Below are 15,544 nucleotides of genomic sequence, written 5' to 3'. Positions count from 1 at the left end.
GCGGCCGCCCCGTCCGCGTGCGCGAAGGGGCATTGAAGGTCTTGACGCCAAACCCGAGAAACGTACACTGCGAGTGTAAATAAACACCCGCCACGACAGAGGGATGGGTGATGGAGCGCGGCCTCGAACTGCACCACATCGGCGTCCGTTTCGGCGGCCTCACCGCCCTCGACGACGTGTCAGTGCGGGTGCCACCCAACCGGGTGGTGGGCGTCATCGGGCCCAACGGCGCCGGCAAGACCACGCTGTTCAACGTGATCTGCGGCTTCGTCGCACCGGAGACGGGCTCACTCACCCTCGACGGCCGGCCGCTGCGGCCACGGCCGCACCGGCTGACCCGGCTGGGCATCGCCCGGACCCTCCAGGGCACCGGACTCTTCGCCGGGCTCAGCGTGCTGGAGAACGTGATGACCGGCGCTTCGCACACCGCCCGTGCCGGCTTCGTCCCGGCGCTGCTCGGGCTGCCGGCCAGCGACCGCGACGAGCGCCGGCTGCGCGGGGACGCCCTCGCCATCCTCGACGAGCTGGGCATCGCCGAGCACGCCGGGGCCGCGCCGACCACACTGCCCTTCGCCGTACGCCAGCGGGTCGCCCTGGCCCGCGCGCTCGCTGCGCGGCCCCGGCTGCTCCTGCTCGACGAGCCGGCCGGTGGCCTCGGAGCGGACGACATCGCCGAGCTGGCGGAGCTGGTCCGGCAACTGCCCCGGCGGGACACCGCCCCCTGCGCCGTGCTCCTGGTCGAACACCACATGGACCTGGTGATGGCCGTCTGTGACGAACTCGTGGTGCTCGACTTCGGCCGGGTCATCGCCGCCGGCACCCCGGACGAGATCCGCGACGACCCCGCGGTCACCGACGCGTACCTCGGTGTCACAGTCGAGGAGGCATCCCCATGAGCGCGACCGACCTGCTCGTCGTGCGGGGGCTGGTCGCCGGTTACGGTGCCGCGCCCGTGTTGCGGGCCATCGACCTCACCGTCCCGGCCGGCACCATCGCCGCTGTCGTCGGCGCGAACGGCGCCGGCAAGACCACTCTGCTGCGCGCGCTCTCCGGCATGATCCGCCCGGCCGCCGGCCAGGTCCTGCTGGCCGGGGAAGACCTTCGCGGTACGCCGGTGGAGCAGCTCGTCCGACGCGGCATGGCGCACGTGCCGGAGGGTCGGGGCGTGATCAGCGAGCTGACCGTCGACGAGAACCTGCGGCTGGGCGGGCTGTGGCGACGCGACCGCGCCGACGCCGGGCGGGCCCTCGACGAGGTCTACCAGCTCTTCGAGCCGCTGGCCCGACGCCGCCGGCACCTCGGTCACCAGCTCTCCGGCGGCGAGCGGCAGATGCTCGCGCTCGGTCGGGCCCTGGTCGGCAGACCCCGCCTGCTGCTGCTGGACGAGCCGTCGCTCGGCCTTGCGCCACGGGTGGTCGCCCGGACCATGGCCCTGCTCCGCCAACTGCGCGACCGCACCGGGCTGACCGTCCTGCTGGTCGAGCAGAACGTGCGCAGCGCGCTCGCCGTCGCCGACCAGGGCGTCGTGATGTCCCTCGGTCGGGTGGTGATCGCCGCTCCGGCGGTGCAGCTACGCGACGACGTCGACCTGCGCCACGCGTACCTCGGTTTCTGACCACCACCTCGTCCCCCAAAGGGAGGACTGTTGGACCGCTTCGTGTTCCTCACCGTCGACGGCCTGTCCCGGGGCGCGGTGTACGCCGCGTTCGCGTTGGCCCTGGTGCTCATCTGGCGGGCGGCGCGGGTCGTCAACTTCGCCCAGGGAGCGATGGCCGTCGCCGCCGCGTACGTCGCCTACACGGTCAGCACCGCGACCGGTTCCTACTGGCTGGGTTTCGTCGTCGCGATCGTCGCCGGCCTGCTGCTCGGCGCGCTGGTGGACCGCGTGGTGATGCGGCACGTCGATCACGCCTCACCGCTCAACCCGGTGATCGTCGCGCTCGGGCTGGTGCTGCTGATCCAGGCCGTACTGGGCATGGTGTACGGCAGCGAGTTCCGCCCGGCCGAGGCCCCGTTCAGCCGGTCCGCCCTCACCGTGGGCGGGGTCGCCGTGCTGTCCCCGTACGACCTGTTCGTCTTCGCCACGATCGGCGTGGTGGTCAGCGGCCTGGCCTGGATGTTCGCGCGTACCCCGGTGGGGTTGCGGATGCGCGCGGCGGCCTTCGCTCCGGAGGTCTCCCGGCTGCTCGGGGTCAACGTCGGTGGGATGCTGACCCTCGGCTGGGCGCTCGCCTCCGGGGTGGGCGCGCTGGCCGCCATGCTGGTCCTGCCGACCGAGTTGGGCCTGCACCCGCACGCGATGGACCTGGTGTTCGTCTCGGCGTTCACCGCGGCGGTGGTCGGCGGGCTGGACAGTCCACCGGGGGCGGTGGTCGGTGGGCTCGTGGTGGGGCTGCTGCTCTCCTACGTCAGCGGTTACGCCGGCAGTGACCTCACTCCGCTCGCGGTGCTGGTCCTGCTGCTGGCGGTGCTGCTGGTCCGGCCCGGTGGGCTGTTCGCCCCGGTCGCGGCGAGGCGGGTGTGAGCGCCACGAGGGCGGCATCGCCGCCGAGAGAGCAGCTGGACGACCGGGGCGGCCGACCGGTCGACCGGCGACGCGGCTCCACACTGCTGCGTCACCTCGCTGTGGTGCTGGCCGCCGGGTTGCTGTTGGTGGCGGTCAGCTACTCCGTCGAGCCGTTCCGCAACTTCCAGCTCGCCACTGTGGCCGCCTACCTCTGCGCGACGGCTGGGCTGACCGTCCTCACCGGGCTCAACGGTCAACTGTCGCTCGGGCACGGCGCGTTGATGGCCACCGGGGCGTACACGGTGGCGCTCTGTCAGACCGCGTTCGCCGACCGGGGGATGACCGGCGGCTGGCTGTTGCCGCTGTCGTTGGGTGCGGCGGTCGTCTGCACTGTCGCGGTCGGCGCGGTGGTCGGTGTGGCCGCGGCCCGGCTGCGCGGCCCCTACCTGGCCGGGGTCACCCTCGCGGTGGCCGTGGTGGTGCCGGCGCTGGCGGTCACCTTCGACGGCGTGTTCAACGGCGAGCAGGGGCTGTCGGTGCCGGTGGAGCCGCCGCCGTTGTCGCTCGGCCCGTACTTCCCGTACGAGCGGTGGCAGCTCTGGGTCACCGGCGCGGCCACCCTGCTCGCGTTGCTGCTGTTGGCGAACCTGATCCGCAGCCGGTACGGGCGTACCTTCCGGGCGGTCCGCGACGACGAGGTGGCGGCCCGCCTGGCCGGCATCCACGTGGCCCGCACCCAGGTCCTCGCGTTCGTTGTCAGCGCCGCCACCGCCGGGCTCGGCGGCGCGCTGCTGGCGGTGCTCGCGCAGAGCGTCTCACCCGGCGCGTTCTCGCTGACCCTGTCGCTGTTCCTGCTGATGGCAGTGGTGATCGGTGGCCTGGGTCGACTGACCGGCGCGTTGTGGGGAGCCGTCCTGCTGGTCGCCCTGCCCGATCTGACCCACTCGGTGACCGAGATGCTCACGCTCTCGCCCGCTGTGGCGCAGCGGCTGGAGGGCAACCTTCCCCTGGCGATCTTCGGGCTCACCCTGATCGTCGTCATGATCGCCGCCCCCGGCGGTGTGCAGGGTCTGCTGTCGCGTCTCGGCCGGGCGTTGCTGGCCAGGCGGCCGACCCGGCGTTCCTGAGCTGTCCTCGGTCCGGCCTCGGCCGGGCGCCCCACCACCACACCGTTCCCCGACAACCGGACCGAGAAAGGTCGGTGTTTCCCATGCACCGTAAAGCGCATCGCGGCCTCGCGATCGCCAGCACCCTTGCCCTGCTCATCACCGCAGCCGGCTGTAGCGGCGACGACGGACCCGGCTCCGGCGGGGCGTCGGTGCCGGGTGTCACCGCCACCGAGATCGTCGTCGGCACCCACATGCCGCTGACCGGGCCGGCCTCGGCCGGCTACTCGAAGATCGCCCCGGCGACGAAGGCGTACTTCGACTACGTCAACGCCAACGGCGGAGTGCACGGCCGCAAGATCACCTACAAGATCATGGACGACGGCTACAACCCGGCGAACACCCAGCAGGTGGTCCGTCAGCTCGTCCTCCAGGACAAGGTCTTCGCCGTCCTCAACGGCCTGGGTACGCCGACGCACACCGGTGTGCTCGACTTCCTCAAGAGCAACCGGGTGCCAGACCTGTTCGTCGCCTCCGGCAGCCGCAGCTGGGACCAGCCGGACAAGTATCCGGGCACGTTCGGGTTCAACCCGGACTACACGGTCGAAGGCAAGATCCTCGCTAACTACGCGAAGCGGGACCTGGCCGGGCAGAAGGTCTGCTTCCTCGGTCAGGACGACGACTTCGGGCGGGACAGCCTGGCCGGCGTGGAGAAGGTCCTCGGCGCCACGGCCGTGGCGGTCAAGCAGACGTACGTCACCAGCAACACCAACGTGGCGCCGCAGATCGGCGCGTTCAAGGCGGCCGGTTGCCAGGTCGTCGTGCTGGCCACAGTGCCCGGCTTCACCGCGCTCTCCATCGGCACCGCGGCGCGGCTGGGCTTCAAGCCGCAGTGGCTGGTCTCCAACGTCGGCGCCGACCACCCGACACTGGCCAAGCAGCTCGGCGCCGCCGCGCCGCTGCTGGAGGGCATGGTCGGCACCAACTACCTGCCGATGCAGAACGACACAGCGAACCCGTGGATCCAGCTCTTCACGAAGGTCAACAAGGAGCACAACGGCGACGCGCCGTTCGACGGCAACACCGTCTACGGCATGTCGGTCGGCTACCTCTTCGTGCAGGTGCTGCTCGCCGCCGGCAAGGACCTGACCCGGGAGAAGGTGCTGGAGGCAGTGCAGAAGGGCGGCTTCCAGGGCCCCGGGCTGGTGCCGCTGCGCTTCTCCGCGAAGGACCACTCCGGGTACGGCGGCCAGCGGTTGAGCCGGGTGAGTGGGGGAGTGCAGAGCTACTTCGGGCCGGCGTACGAGACGGACGAGGCGGACGGGTCGGTCAACGAGTACACCGCCACCCCGGCCGCGCCGCCGGCGAACGGGGTGCCGACCGTCTCCTGAGGCCCCGCAGCCCCGACGTCCGACCGGGCGTGGTTCCGCCCGACCACGCCCGGTCGGACGACTGCGCGCGTGCTGTCGGCTCGGCCTGCCGACCGGTCGCCGGAGGCGTTGACCGATACCGATCGACGCTCCTACTATCTGCACCGTGAATGCATATTCGGACCGACTCGCGGGCCGGGTCGCCATCGTCACCGGCGCCAGTCGGGGGATCGGTCTGGCCATCGCCCAACGCCTCGTCGCCGAGGGCGCGCGGGTGGGTCTGACCGCCCGCCGCCCGGAAGGGCTGGCCGAGGCGGTCGCCACCCTGGGCGGTCCGGCGCACGCCCTTGCGGTGCCGGGCCGGGCCGACGATCCCGAGCACCGGGCCGCCGCGGTGCGCCAGGTGAGCGCGGCGTTCGGCCCGGTGGATCTGCTGGTCAACAACACCGGCATCAACCCGGTGCACGGCCCGCTGGTCGAGCTGGACCTGGCTGCGGCCCGCAAGATCCTCGACGTGAACGTGGTCGCCGCGCTCGGCTGGGTGCAGGAGGTCTGCGCCGCCGGCATGACCGAGCGCGGCGGCTGCGTCGTCAACGTCTCGTCGATCGCCGGGCTGGGCCCGTCCCCCGGCATCGCCTGCTACGGGGTGAGCAAGGCCGCGCTCAACCACCTCACCGCCAGCCTCGCCGTGGAGCTGGGGCCGACGGTACGGGTCAACGCGGTCGCCCCCGGCGTGGTGAAGACCCGCTTCGCCGCCGCCCTCTACGACGGGCGGGAGGCCGAGGTCGCCGCGCGGTACCCGCTCGGACGCCTCGGTCTGCCATCGGACGTGGCCGGCGCTGTCGCCTTCCTGGCCTCCCACGACGCCAGTTGGATCACCGGGCAGACCATCGTCTGCGACGGTGGCGTCTCGCTGACCGGCCGGGCCGGATGACGACGTCGGCGGAGCGTCCGGAGCCGCTGATCAACGGCTGTCTAGACTCGGCGGTGCGTCGGGGGACGCCATGGCGGTGAGGGGGCGGGGGCGGATGGACGGGGTCGATGTGGCGGGCCGGGTCGACGGGCGCACCGCCCGCGCCGAGCGGACCCGCGCGGCCATCGTCGAGGCGCACCTCGCGCTCATCTCCGAGGGTGACCTCCGCCCGACCGGGGAACGCATCGCCGAACGGGCCGGGATCTCGTTGCGCACCCTCTGGACCAACTTCAAGGACATGGAGACCCTCTTCGAGGCCAGCGGCGCGGAGGTGCTCCGTCAGCAGGACGCCGCCTACCGGCCGATCTCGACCGGGCTGCCGTTGACGAAGCGGGTCGACGCGTACTGCCGACAGCGGGCCCGGCTGCTCCAGCTCATCGCGCCGTCGGCGCGGGCCGCCCAGATGCGTGAGCCGGTCTCCGAGCAGCTGCACCGCAACAAACTCAAGCACATCGAACGGGTCCGCGACGAGATCGAGGAGCTCTTCGCCGTCGAACTGGCCGAGGCCGGGCCGGGCCGGGAGCAGTTGCTCAACGCCCTGGTGGCGGCGAGCACGTGGCAGGCCTGGTCGATGCTGCGCTACGGGCTCGATCTCGGCGTCGACCAGGCCCGCGCGGTGATGTCCCGGACCGTGGGCGCCCTGCTGGCCGAGGTCGCGCCCGACTGATTCCGGCCCGGCCCGATATCGCCCCCTCTTTCCATTCGGTTTCCGATGGGTAACACTGGCAGGCGTGGTTACTGCATCAAGAGTGCAACTAACCGTGCTGCGTGGCCGGGACGACGAGTGCCGGGCTGTCCGGAGCCTGCTCGACGGCATGACCAACGCCGGCGGTGCCCTGCTGTTGCGCGGAGAGCCCGGATCGGGCCGGACTGCGCTGATCGGCTACGCCCACCGGCACGCCGAGGGTGGCTGCACCGTGCTGGCCGGCAGCGGGCTCGCCGAGGAGGCCGCCCTGCCGTACGCCGGCCTGCAACGTCTTGTCGACCCGGTGCTCGACCGGGCCGCCGCGCTCCCCGGTGAGCAGCGCCAACTGCTGCGGCGCGCACTGGCCGGGGAGAGCTGCCCGGCCGACCGGCGCTTGACCCTGTCGATGGCGGTGCTCGGGCTGCTCGCCGCCGCCGCCCGGGACCGGCCGCTGCTCGCCACCATGGACGACATCGACCGGGGTGACCCGCAGACCGCGCAGGTGCTGGCGTTCGTGGCCCGCCGACTGCGGCACCTGCCGCTCGCCGTCCTGCTCACCGCGGACGTCACCGCCAACCTCGACGGGATACCGGCGCACCGACTGCGCGCGCTGAGCGAGCACGAGAGCCGCGCCGTCCTCACCGATCGACTCGATCGGCTGACCGAACGCGAGGGCGTCAACCGGCTCCCCGACCGGCCAGCCGCGTCGGCAGTGACCGCCTTGGCCGCGATCGGCGGCGGCAACCCGCAGGCCCTTGTGGACCTCGCCGAGGTGCTCACCGCGGGGCAGTGGCGGGGGGAGGAGTCGCTGCCCGCCGCGCCACCGGCGGACGGAGCGCTGGGTCGCGCGTACCGTGCCCGGCTGGACCGGCTGCCCCCGGAGACCCGGCGGGTGCTGTTGCTCGCAGCGCTCGATGAGGACGGCGAGCCGGGCACCCTGATCCGGGCCACGGCTGCCGCCGGCGCTGAGGTCGAGGCGCTCGCCCCGGCGGAGGTCGCCGGCCTGGTCCGCGTCGAGCAGCGCGGCGTCACGTTTCCGCAGCCGCTGGTGCGCATGATGATCGCGGCCAGCGCGCCGCTCGCGGAGCGCCGCGCGGCGCACCGACTGCTCGCCGAGGTGCTGGTCGCGGACGGGCAGCGGCTCCGCCGGGCGATGCACCTCGCCGCCGCGACCGCCGGTGCCGATCCGACCCTCGCCGCCGAGCTGGAACAGGCGGCGGTCGGCGGATCCGACGGCTGGGTCGCCGCCTCGGTGGCCCTGCGGTGGGCCGCCGAACTGAGCGACCAGCCGAGGCTGACCGCCACCCGCCTGCTGACCGCAGCCCGGTACGCCTGGGCCGGGGGACAACCCGACGAGGCCCGGCTGCTGCTCGACCGCCTCCGCGCGGTGTGCGTCGACCCGGTCGTTCGAGGCCGCGCCGATCTGCTCCGCGGTGAACTGGAGCTGCGCTGCGGCACCGCGATGAGTGCGTCGGCCACGCTGCTGGCCTCCGCCGCGGCGGTGGACGGCACCGACCGTGCCCTGGCGTTGACCGGGCTGGTGCGGGCCGGGGAGGCGGTCTGCTTCACCGGCGACCAGTACCGGTACGCCGAGATCGGCCGGCGGGCGCTGGCGTTGCGGCGACCGGACGACCCACCGGCCATCGAGGTCATGGACTGTCTGGTCGCCGGGGTGGCGGCGACCCTGCGGGGCGACCACGAGCGAGCCGGGCCCGCGCTGCGCCGCGCCGTGGTGCTGGGCGACCGGCTGACCGGTTGGGCGTTGACCCCCACCGCGCTCAGCTGCGCCGCGGCGGCCGGACTGCTGGTGGCAGTGGACGGCGCGGCCCACCGGCTCGCCGAACGCGCCGTCGAGCTGGCCCGGGAACGGGGTGAGTTGTCCATGCTGCCGCGGGCGTTGGAGCTGCGGGCGGTCGCCGAGTACTGGCTGGGTCGGCACGAGGCGGCGGCGGAGACCTCCCGCGACGGGCTGCGCGTGGCTCGGGCCACCGGGCAGGTCAACTGCGCCAACGTCCATCTGGGCATGCTCGCCGTCCTCGCCGCGATCCGGGCCGATCGGGAGACCAGCCTGCGGCGGATCCGCGAGATCGGCGAGTCGCCGACGCCGGGCAGCCGCCCGCATGCGCTCGCCGCGTGGGCCCTGGCGGTGCTCGACCTGGTTGACGGCCGGCACGCCGAGGCGGCGGAGCGGCTGGCGTCGCTGGCTCGGCTCGGCACGCGCCGAGGTCAGGTCCTCGTGCAGGTGATGGCCACCCCGTACCTGGTGGAGGCGGCGGCGCACCTGGCGCACCGGCCGGCGGCGACGGCCGCGCTCGCCGCGTTCGACAGGTGGGCCAGCAGCACCGCGAGCCCGTTGCGCCGGGCCCTGTCCGCGCGGTGTCACGCACTGCTCGCTCCTCGGGGCGGCCCTGAGGCGGAACGGGACTTCCAGGCGGCGCTGCGTCTGCACCCGACCGAGGCCGGCACGTTCGAGCGGGCCCGCACCGAACTGCTCTTCGGTCAGGAGCTGCGCCGCAGTCGACGCCCTCGCGACGCGCGGACGCACCTGCACCAGGCCCGCGAGATGTTCAGCCTGCTCGGGGTGGAGTGCTGGGCCGAGCAGGCCACCACGGAGCTGCGGGCGGCCGGGGAGTCGATCGGTCCGCCGGACCTGCCCGCGGCGCGGTTGTTGACCGGCCAGCAACTGCGGATCGCCGAGTTGGTCGCCGAGGGCGCCACCAACCGGGAGATCGCCGCCCGGATGTTCCTCTCCACCCGCACCGTGGATCACCACCTGCGCAACGTGTTCCACCGGCTGGGCATCCGTTCGCGGACCGAACTGGCCCGCGCGTTCACCGCCGAACGGCACGTCGGTCTGGCCTCCGACCGGTGAACGTCCGGTCTGGACGCGTTTAACTATCACCGCTAGTTTGAGCGTCATGGACCTCACCCTCTCCGCCGAGCAGGCGGCGGTCCGCCAGCTGGCCGCCGAGTTCGCCGACCGCGAGCTGCTGCCGCACGCGGCCGTCTGGGACCGCCGCGAATCGGTCGACCCCGCCATCGTCGGCATGCTCGGTGACCTGGGCTTCCTCGGGCTGACCATCGCCGAGACCGACGGCGGTTCCGGCGGCGACCACCTCGCGTACTGCCTGGTCCTGGAGGAACTGGGCCGGGGCGACTCGGCGGTGCGCGGCATCGTCTCGGTCTCCCTCGGCCTGGTCGCCAAGTCGATCGCCGCGCACGGGAGCGCGGAACAGCGGGCCGAGTGGTTGCCGAAGCTCTGCGCCGGCAGCGCACTCGGCTGCTTCGCGCTGACCGAGCCGGACAGCGGCTCGGACGCGGCCGCACTGCGCACCCGCGCGGTCCGCGACGGCACCGACTGGCTGCTCACCGGCACCAAGATGTTCATCACCAACGGCACCACCGCCGACGTCGCGCTGGTCTTCGCCCGCACCGGCGGCCCCGGGCACCGCGGAATCACCGCGTTCCTGGTGCCCACCGACAGCCCGGGGCTGACCCGGCGGGAGATCCACGGCAAGCTCGGCCTACGCGGTCAGGCCACCGGCGAGCTGGGCTTCGACGAGGTACGCGTGCCGGACACGGCCCGCCTCGGTGCCGAGGGCGCCGGGTTCCGGCTGGCCCTGGCCACCCTCGCCAAGGGGCGGATGTCGGTGGCCGCCGGCTGTGTCGGCATCGCCCAGGGTTGCCTCGACGCGGCGGTTGGTTACGCCGGGCAGCGCACCCAGTTCGGCAAGCCGATCGCCGCACACCAGCTCGTCCAACAACTGCTCGCCGCCATCGCTGTCGACACGGCCGCCGCCCGGCTGCTGGTGTGGCAGGTGGCCGACCTGATCGACCGCGACCAGCCGTTCGCCACCGAGGCGTCGACGGCCAAGCTCTTCGCCAGTGAGGCCGCCGTCCGCGCGGCCAACAACGCGGTCCAGGTCTTCGGCGGGTACGGCTACATCGACGAGTATCCGGTCGGCAAGTATCTGCGCGACGCCAGGGTGGCAACGCTCTACGAGGGCACCAGTCAAATTCAGCAACTCCTCATCGGACGCGCGCTCACCGGCGTCAACGCCTTCTAACAGCTGTAGGGAGATCCGGCATGAGAGTCTTCACCTCCGTCGAGGAGTTGGCCGCCGCGACCGGCGAGAGCCTCGGGCCCGGTCCGTGGCAGCGCATCGAGCAGAGCCGCGTCGACCTCTTCGCCGACGCCACGGACGACCACCAGTGGATCCACCTCGACCCGGTCCGAGCCGCGGCGGGGCCGTTCGGCGGGACGATCGCCCACGGGTACCTCACCCTGTCGCTGTTGCCAGCCCTGGCGGGCGGGCTCTACCGGGTCGAGGGGGTGGCGATGGGCGTCAACTACGGGCTGAACCGGGTGCGCTTCCCCGCGCCGCTGCGGGTCGGCGCCGCCGTACGCGCCACCGCCACCATCGTCGACGTGTCGCCGGTGAGCGGCGGTGTGCAGCTGGTCGTGACGGTCACAGTGGAGAGCGACAGCGGCGGCAAGCCCGTCTGCGTGGCCGAAACCGTGAGCCGGCTCTACCGCGCCGTGGAGCGGTGACCGCCCAGAGCTGGCCGAGGCGCCGGAGTCGCCCGATGGCGCGTTCCCGCACTGCCTCCTGAGCACCTCCGCAGGTTGATGGGGCGGCGACGGACTCCGTCGCCGCCCCATCGCCTACGCCGCGCTCTGGTTCCTTACTGACTCGTGTTGTTGTTGAGGCCGGAAGGCAGATTCCGGAAGCCGCAGTGGCGGGGACGTTCTCGTCCACCCTCCGGGAATGCTGACGCTTCAGCAATGGACTTTCCTCGGTAGCGAACTCGAAAACGAATACCCCCTCTTCAATTCGGGGATTGCGTGACGCCCCCCGTATCCAGAACGGCCATCGGTGCTACGGGTAACAGCGCTGATGCCGTTTCTGGCGCGCATCACACACCCCTTCCAGTCCTCCTCGGTGTCGCCGATCGTGTTGGGTCGTCAATCGGGGCCGTGCGCCCTGGTCGGGCTGTGGCTGCTATCCGACACTCGCCGATCGGCGTTCACGGAACTAGATATAGTCGCCAATGGATTGTTTGCCAATCATGTCGCCAGGCTGACAAACAACTCTGTGACGGGGGACAACGTGGGAAGACCCGAGCGGCCGCTCGACCCGGAGGCAGGCGAGCTGGAACGGTTCGCACTCGACCTGCGTCAGCTGCGGACAAAGGCCGGGTCGCCGACGTACCGCCAACTGGCCAGACGTGCGCACTTCTCGGTGACCACGCTGGCGAAGGCGGCCAGCGGCGAGACCGTGCCAAGCCTTCAGGTGACACTGGCGTACGTGGCCGCGTGTGGCGGCGATCCGACCGAATGGACCGAACGGTGGCACAGCCTGATCGCAGGCGTGACGTCCGCCGAGACGGCGGCGCTCAACCGCGGACCGTACTGGGGAATGGCAGCGTTCCAGCCGGAAGACTCAGAATGGTTCTTCGGACGCGAGCGTCTGGTGACCCAGCTCTGTGCAATGCTCACCCGTCTCCGGTTCGTCGCGGTTTTCGCCCCGTCCGGTGCGGGCAAGTCATCCCTGCTACGAGCGGGTCTGATAGCGGCTGTGGTCGATAATCCGGTGAAGGGTCTGCCGACCTGGGCGTCACTGCTGATGACGCCCGGCGACCATCCCATCGAGGAGTTCGCGTTCCAGCTCGCCAATGAACACGACCTGGCCCGTGACACGGTCCAGCGCCACCTGGCCGATGACCCGGCCAGCATTCGTGGAACGATCGAACAGATTCTTGGCGCCCGTCCATCGGTCGCGAACATGCTCATCGTGGTGGACCAGTTCGAGGAGCTCTTCACGCTCTGCCGCGACGAGCAGGAGCGTTCGGCGTTCATTGCCGCGCTGCTCGCCGCGACGGAGGTCCCCAGGGTCCGCGTGGTGCTGGGAGTGCGAGCCGACTTCTATGGTCGGTGTGCCGCCTATCCGGCCCTGGTGGCCGCTCTCCACGAGCACCAGCTGTTGATCGGCCCGATGGACGATGAGGATCTGCGTCGGACGATCACCGGCCCCGCCGAGCGCGCCGGGTTGCTCGTCGATCCGGCATTGGTGGAGATGGCAGTGGCAGACGTCGGCGGTCAGACGAGCGCGCTGCCGCTGCTGTCCCACGCGCTGTTGGAGACGTCGCGCCTGCGGCAGGGTAAACGGATCACACTGGCCCACTACCGCGAATCAGGCGGCGTGAACGGCGCCATCACGCGTACCGCCGAGGGGGTGTACGCGCAGTTCGACGAAAGGCAGCGAGGGCTGGCACGGGACATCTTCCTGCGCCTGACCGCCCTCGGTGACGGCACCGAGGACACCCGACGTCGAGCGCCCCTCGCCGAGTTGGTGGGTGGGTCGGACCCGTTGGCCGCGGCTGAGGTGCTGGGCAGGTTGACGGCCGCGCGGTTGGTCACGGCCGATGAGAAGGGCGTCATGGTGGCCCACGAGGCCCTGATCCAGGAGTGGCCCCGGCTGCGTCGCTGGCTGACCGAAGATCGGGAGCTGCTGCGCTCCCATCGCAGGCTGACGGGGGCTGCCGCCGAGTGGGATCGGCATGACCGCGTGGACGGATTCCTGTATCGGGGGGTCCAGTTGGCGCTCTGGGGAACGCACCAGGTGATGGACCTCAGTGACCTGGAACGGGACTTTCTGGAGACCAGCCGTGCCCGAGAGAGCCGGCGCCGGGCAGCCCGACGGCGGCGGACCAGCGTGGCGTTGACCGCGCTCGCGGCGACCGTTGTCGTGGTGAGCGTCCTCGCCGCAGTGGCACTGGTGCAGGCGAACAGGGCGGCCGCCGAACGAGACCTCGCTGTTTCGCGGCAGCTGACGGTCGAGGCCAACAACCAACTGCAGATCGATCCACAGCAGGCGCAGCGCCTCGCCCAACGTGCTCTGACCACACGCCCGACCGTCGGTGCGGAGATGGTGCTGCGCCAGGCCGCCGCCGATGACCGACTGCAGGCGATTGTGCCGATGAACGGCAAGAAGGCATTGGGGGTGGCGTTCAGTCCGGACGGAGGGCGGGTGGCGGCCACCGGGACCGACGGCGAGGTGCGGGTGTGGACCTGGGCCGGGCACGGCATCTCCGGACCGGGCCTGGCTCTCACCGGCGGACCCGAGGGACAGGTCTGGAGCCCGATGTTCAGCCCGGACGGGAAGCGACTGGTCACCGCCGGGTCGGACGGCACCGTCCGGATCTGGCAGGTCGATGGAACCGCCGGTCCCATCGTTTTACGCGGGCACGAGGGCCCGGTCTGGGGAGCGGCCTTCAGCCCCGACGGACGGTTGGTCGCCAGTGCTGGCGAGGACACCACCGTTCGGGTCTGGGATGCCCGCGGCGGCTACCCACCGGTGGTGCTGCGTGGGCACAGGAAGGTAGCGGTCGGTGTGGCCTTCAGCCCTGACGGGCGCCAGTTGGCCAGCAGCGGCCACGACGCGACGGTTCGACTCTGGGACCTGGCCACGCGATCCACCAGAACGATTCTCACCGGGCCACGCGAGGCCACCAGGACACTGGTGTTCAGCCAGGACAGCACCCGCCTGGCCTGCTCCAGCGCCGACGGTACGGCCTGGGTGTGGCCGCTGACCGGGCCGGAGGCCCCGGTGGTGTTGCGCGGGCATGAGGGCACCGTGGAAGGGCTCGCGCTGAGCCCGGACGAGCAGTGGGTCGCGACCACCAGTGACGATCTGACCGTACGGATCTGGAACGTCAACGGCGCCGGTGACCCGTTGGTGCTGCGCGGCCACACCAACCGGGTCTGGGCGTTGGCGTTCAGCAGGGATGGATCCCGGTTGGTGAGCGCCGCCGATGATGGCACGTTACGGATCTGGGACCCGGGCAGCGATCGTCTGATCCTGCGGGGCCACAAGAAGGCCACCTGGTCCGCCGCGTTCACCCCGGACGGGCAGCGGGTGGTCAGCGGCGGCGAGGACGGCACGGTGCGGGTCTGGGAACTGGCCGCACCCGCCGAGCCTCGGGTGCTCGGCAGCCACGACGGCGACGTCTACGGTCTCACTGTGAGTTCGGACGGGACGAGTGTGGCCACCGGCGGCCGCGACGGCAGCGTACGGGTCTGGGACCTCGCCGGCAGACACGATCCGGTGGTGCTTCGGGGGCACGAGAAGCAGGCGTGGACCGCTGACTTCAGCCCTGATGGCCGCCGCCTGGCCAGCGTCAGCAACGACCGGAGCCTGCGAATCTGGGACCTCAGCGGTCAGAGTGCCCCGGTAGTCCATCGGGTCGCCGAGGAGATCCGGTACGCCGCCTTCAGTCCGGACGGCACGAAGGTCGCCACAGCCGGCGCGGAGGGCACCCTACGGATCTGGGACGCTCTCGGCACTGCCGAACCACTACTACTTCCCGGTCACGAGGGACTGGTGTGGGCCGTGGCGTTCAGCCCGGACGGACAGCGGGTCGCCAGTGCCGGCTTCGACGGCACCGTGCAGATCCACTCCGTCGCGGGCGGCAGCGCGCCGATCGTGTTGCGAGGGCACGAGGGTCCCGTCTGGCACGTGTCGTTCAGCCCGGATGGGCAGTGGGTGCTCAGCTCTGGAAAGGACGGCACCGCTCGGCTGTGGCGCGCTTCGGAGGCCGCGCAGTCAGTGACCTTCGGGGGATTCGGCGCCTCCGTGGAGACCGTCGACTTCAGCCCGGACGGCGAGCGGCTCGTCTCGACGCATGACGACGGCACCGTACGCGTCTGGCCCTGCCGTGCGTGTGTTCCGGTCCAGAACCTGATGGAGCCGTGAGGGCCACCGTTCACGGCGTTGACGCCCGACGCGGGGTCTCGTCGACGAGCGGATGCCGGGGGCGGGGGCGGGGCCCCCCGCCCCGCCCCCCCCCGCGCGGGGGGGAAGGGCCCCCCACGCGCGGGGCCGGGGGGGGGAAACCCGGCGG

The 15,544-nt window shown here is 71.8% G+C and carries 11 protein-coding genes; all 11 read left to right on the top strand.

From position 1 onward, the window contains the following. Positions 1 to 110: 110 nt before the first annotated feature. The 11 genes from AB0B98_RS00985 to AB0B98_RS00935 all read left to right on the top strand — a co-directional run bounded on the left by AB0B98_RS00985 (position 111) and on the right by AB0B98_RS00935 (position 15,396). Complete coding sequence (locus tag AB0B98_RS00985) at positions 111 to 896, top strand: ATP-binding cassette domain-containing protein (protein WP_238669444.1); 786 nt, start codon at positions 111 to 113, stop codon at positions 894 to 896. Next, positions 893 to 1,615 carry an ABC transporter ATP-binding protein gene (locus AB0B98_RS00980; RefSeq protein WP_357359728.1) on the top strand — a complete coding sequence of 241 codons (723 nt, stop codon included), beginning with the start codon at positions 893 to 895 and terminating at the stop codon, positions 1,613 to 1,615. Before AB0B98_RS00985 ends, AB0B98_RS00980 begins: the two co-directional genes overlap by 4 nt. 30 nt (positions 1,616 to 1,645) lie before the next feature. After that, a complete protein-coding gene (locus AB0B98_RS00975; protein WP_091399163.1) occupies positions 1,646 to 2,524 on the top strand; it encodes a branched-chain amino acid ABC transporter permease in 879 nt (292 codons plus the stop codon). Next, positions 2,521 to 3,633 carry a branched-chain amino acid ABC transporter permease gene (locus tag AB0B98_RS00970; protein ID WP_357359726.1) on the top strand — a complete coding sequence of 371 codons (1,113 nt, stop codon included), beginning with the start codon at positions 2,521 to 2,523 and terminating at the stop codon, positions 3,631 to 3,633. Before AB0B98_RS00975 ends, AB0B98_RS00970 begins: the two co-directional genes overlap by 4 nt. Before the next feature lie 83 nt (positions 3,634 to 3,716). Continuing rightward, positions 3,717 to 5,003 carry an ABC transporter substrate-binding protein gene (locus AB0B98_RS00965; RefSeq protein ID WP_357359724.1) on the top strand — a complete coding sequence of 429 codons (1,287 nt, stop codon included), beginning with the start codon at positions 3,717 to 3,719 and terminating at the stop codon, positions 5,001 to 5,003. A 145-nt stretch (positions 5,004 to 5,148) separates the two neighbouring features. Further along, complete coding sequence (locus tag AB0B98_RS00960; protein WP_357359722.1) at positions 5,149 to 5,916, top strand: SDR family oxidoreductase; 768 nt, start codon at positions 5,149 to 5,151, stop codon at positions 5,914 to 5,916. Between the two features lie 94 nt (positions 5,917 to 6,010). Continuing rightward, positions 6,011 to 6,622, top strand: a complete 612-nt coding sequence (locus AB0B98_RS00955; RefSeq protein WP_357359720.1) for a TetR/AcrR family transcriptional regulator — start codon at positions 6,011 to 6,013, stop codon at positions 6,620 to 6,622. Between the two features lie 82 nt (positions 6,623 to 6,704). Further along, complete coding sequence (locus tag AB0B98_RS00950; protein ID WP_357359718.1) at positions 6,705 to 9,512, top strand: AAA family ATPase; 2,808 nt, start codon at positions 6,705 to 6,707, stop codon at positions 9,510 to 9,512. A 46-nt stretch (positions 9,513 to 9,558) separates the two neighbouring features. Next, positions 9,559 to 10,707, top strand: coding sequence for an acyl-CoA dehydrogenase family protein (locus AB0B98_RS00945; protein WP_357359716.1), 1,149 nt, complete (start codon positions 9,559 to 9,561; stop codon positions 10,705 to 10,707). 20 nt (positions 10,708 to 10,727) lie between these two features. After that, positions 10,728 to 11,192 (top strand): MaoC family dehydratase, encoded by a 465-nt coding sequence (locus tag AB0B98_RS00940; protein WP_357359714.1) that lies wholly within the window; start codon positions 10,728 to 10,730, stop codon positions 11,190 to 11,192. A 559-nt stretch (positions 11,193 to 11,751) separates the two neighbouring features. Continuing rightward, the gene (locus AB0B98_RS00935; protein WP_357359712.1) at positions 11,752 to 15,396 is read left to right on the top strand and encodes a hypothetical protein; all 3,645 of its coding nucleotides are present in this window, start codon (positions 11,752 to 11,754) and stop codon (positions 15,394 to 15,396) included. Positions 15,397 to 15,544: the final 148 nt, after the last annotated feature.

Source organism: Micromonospora sp. NPDC048947 (assembly GCF_040649495.1).
Lineage (GTDB): Bacteria > Actinomycetota > Actinomycetes > Mycobacteriales > Micromonosporaceae > Micromonospora > Micromonospora alfalfae.
The sequence above is the reverse complement of the archived record's forward strand: the minus strand, read 5'-3'. Positions and strand labels throughout refer to the sequence as shown.